The following is a 2,534-nucleotide window of genomic DNA, read 5'->3' on the forward strand; positions in this document are numbered from 1 at the left end:
ATTGCTGGTTCATGGTGTTGTATGTGGGGATGGAAAGCAAAGCTGATGAAATGGCCTATGCGGTTGAAGGCGAAGGTGAGTGGGGAGAGAATATCGGTTTTGTTATAAAAAATGATAGTGTCGTTTATGTGGGTGCTGATTATTTGGATGATATTGAAAATGCACACTAAACTTCCAGGGTGCTGCCCAATATAGCGTCAAGAACTGTCGAAACCTCGTGAGGTGTTCCCAACTGGGGACACCTCATTTTTGCCCTCTTGCCAATCGAACAAAGACGCGATATACTATGGTCAAGCCGTTTACTACCGGGTAAACGATAAAGGGGGTATGCAAAATGAATCAGACATTCGGCGCCTTTGTCCGCCAGAAGCGGATGGCGCTGGGAATTTCCCTCCGGGGGCTGGCCGCACGGCTGGACCTGTCTCCCGTATATATGAGCATCATCGAAACAGACCGTAAACCTGCGCCGGCCAAGGAACATCTGGACAGGCTGGCAGAGGAACTGCATCTGAGCAAAGAGGAGCGGGAGCTGTTTCTGGATCTGGCAGCCGCATCCCAAAAAATGAAGGTCCCGGCAGACCTGCCGGAGTATATCATGGAGCGGGACATCGTCCGCGCCGCTCTGCGCACCGCCAAGGAGGTGGATGCCACTGACGAGGAGTGGCAGGAGTTTATTGACCGTATCACCAAACGGACGTCCAAGAACAGGAGGGATGGACCATGACAAATATCCATTATCAGGAACAGGTGCTTGAAAATATCGCGCGAAAGGTGCTGTGCGGCTATGATTCCGCGCTGTACTACGGTTCCCCTGCCGCCGTCCCCATTGAGGAGATGATCGAGGCCCGCGGCGTATCCCTGGAGTACCAGTATCTCCGGAAGAATGGCCGCATCCTGGGCAAGACCATTTTTGACGAAGGTCTGGAGGCGGTGTATGACATGGAAAACCGGGAGTACACCCTCTTCCCTGTCCGGGCCGGCACCATTCTCATTGACGCCTCGCTCTGTGAGGAGGACGCCAGCACAGGCCGTCTGCGCTTTACCTGTGCCCACGAGCTGGCCCATTGGATACTCCACAAAAAGCTGTACACCGGCACAGGCCGGAGTGCGGCTATGATTGCAGAACAGTCCGAGACTACCCTGGAGATACAGGCCAATATGCTTGGCTCCGCCATCCTTATGCCCATCGCCCAAATCAAGCGGTGCTTCTACCAGCTCCGGGGAGGCCGTCAGGACGGCCAGCTCATCGACGATATGGCCAATGTGTTTCAGGTGTCCAGACAGGCCATGCGCATCCGGCTCACCAACCACCGACTGCTGTAAAGTTTTATCGTTATGTTCACTAAAAAGGGAACAGCAGGAGGTGGAAATGAAGGAGAAGGAATCCCGCACGATCTACTGCCCGGTTTGTCATCGGGGCCGTATTCTGGACGCGGCAAGCCAGACAGACCCCGCGCACCTGCGGCTCTTCGGACCACGGCAGTCCGCCAAGGCGGAGTGGTTCACCAAGTGCCCAAAATGCGGGGCGCAGATCGGCATGATATTTCAAAGAGAAGTCAATTCAGAGCAGCAGCAGGCGGGAGCGTGATCCCGTCTCTCCCTCGACCCCAATACTTAGTCAAGCGCACCAACCGCCCGTCATCACCGAGCAGGCAGCGTATCACATCGCACTACACTGCCTCTCCTGACCGGCCCCGCCCGATACTCGGGCCGCGGCAGGCCGGGATATCAGGGATGTAACTACGGGAGCCATCGCGTTCGGAGCCTTACAGGTAGCTTTTTAGCTATGTGTAAGGCTCCCTTTTTGTTGTCCTTTTCGCCGGCTGAAAGGCGGAAAGGATTTTTATGTCTCTGCACTTTTGGCAGCCCTATACAGCGAAATACCCGTGACCTCCAGTCTCAAAACCGCACCTTTCCCCCAAATTTTGAGATTGGAGATCACCCAAATGAAATTTACATATTTGGTCTATAAGCAGGTCAACGGTACCCGGCAGCTTGCCGCGGCGACGCAGGAGGAGTGGGACGCCATTCTGAAGGAAAACAGGCGGCTGCCGTTGGAGAGACGCCGGCTCTTTGTAAAAGACTGCTTTGAAGACGGCGGAGAACTGGACTGCATGTATATTGAGGCAACCGCCGCTGAATATCGGGAGTGGAACAGCAAAAATACGGTCAGCCAGAAGAAACGCAAGATTGGTATGAGTTATACGCATCAGTCTCTGGACACAGGAGTTCCGGATACTGATGTAGAGACGCTGCATGAATGTGTTCCCTCTGAATTCAATCTCGAGGGCATTGTAGCGGATCAGGTTCTCATCGAAGAATTGAAGCGCGCGTTACGGGCCTGGAAGCCCTGGGCGGAGGAGCTGATGGATCTCTACATGGCCGGGGCAAAGCGTTCCTGCACAAACGGTTTATGTAAAAAATACCAGCTCACCGACCGGGCTGTTCAAAAGCGAAAAGCGGCCTTCGAAAAATTTGTTTTAGATTTTTTGAAAAAATAAGTTCGGTTTCAGGCTCCGGAGGTTGTAGTAAAG

The 2,534-nt window shown here is 53.7% G+C and carries 4 protein-coding genes; all 4 read left to right on the forward strand.

All coding sequences use genetic code 11. The annotated features are described in order from the left end of the window. Positions 1 to 334: 334 nt before the first annotated feature. The 4 genes from JX325_RS15180 (at position 335) to JX325_RS15195 (ending at position 2,501) form a co-directional block, all read left to right on the forward strand. Complete coding sequence (locus tag JX325_RS15180; RefSeq protein WP_204791903.1) at positions 335 to 724, forward strand: helix-turn-helix domain-containing protein; 390 nt, start codon at positions 335 to 337, stop codon at positions 722 to 724. Continuing rightward, positions 721 to 1,323 (forward strand): ImmA/IrrE family metallo-endopeptidase, encoded by a 603-nt coding sequence (locus JX325_RS15185; protein WP_204791904.1) that lies wholly within the window; start codon positions 721 to 723, stop codon positions 1,321 to 1,323. The genes JX325_RS15180 and JX325_RS15185 overlap by 4 nt, the downstream gene beginning before the upstream one ends. A 46-nt stretch (positions 1,324 to 1,369) precedes the next feature. Then, a complete protein-coding gene (locus JX325_RS15190) occupies positions 1,370 to 1,588 on the forward strand; it encodes a hypothetical protein (protein WP_204791905.1) in 219 nt (72 codons plus the stop codon). A 358-nt stretch (positions 1,589 to 1,946) separates the two neighbouring features. Then, positions 1,947 to 2,501 (forward strand): hypothetical protein, encoded by a 555-nt coding sequence (locus JX325_RS15195; protein WP_016323164.1) that lies wholly within the window; start codon positions 1,947 to 1,949, stop codon positions 2,499 to 2,501. The last annotated feature ends 33 nt before the right edge of the window (positions 2,502 to 2,534 follow it).

It is taken from the genome of Oscillibacter sp. CU971 (assembly GCF_905219725.1).
Taxonomy (GTDB): Bacteria; Bacillota; Clostridia; order Oscillospirales; family Oscillospiraceae; genus Oscillibacter.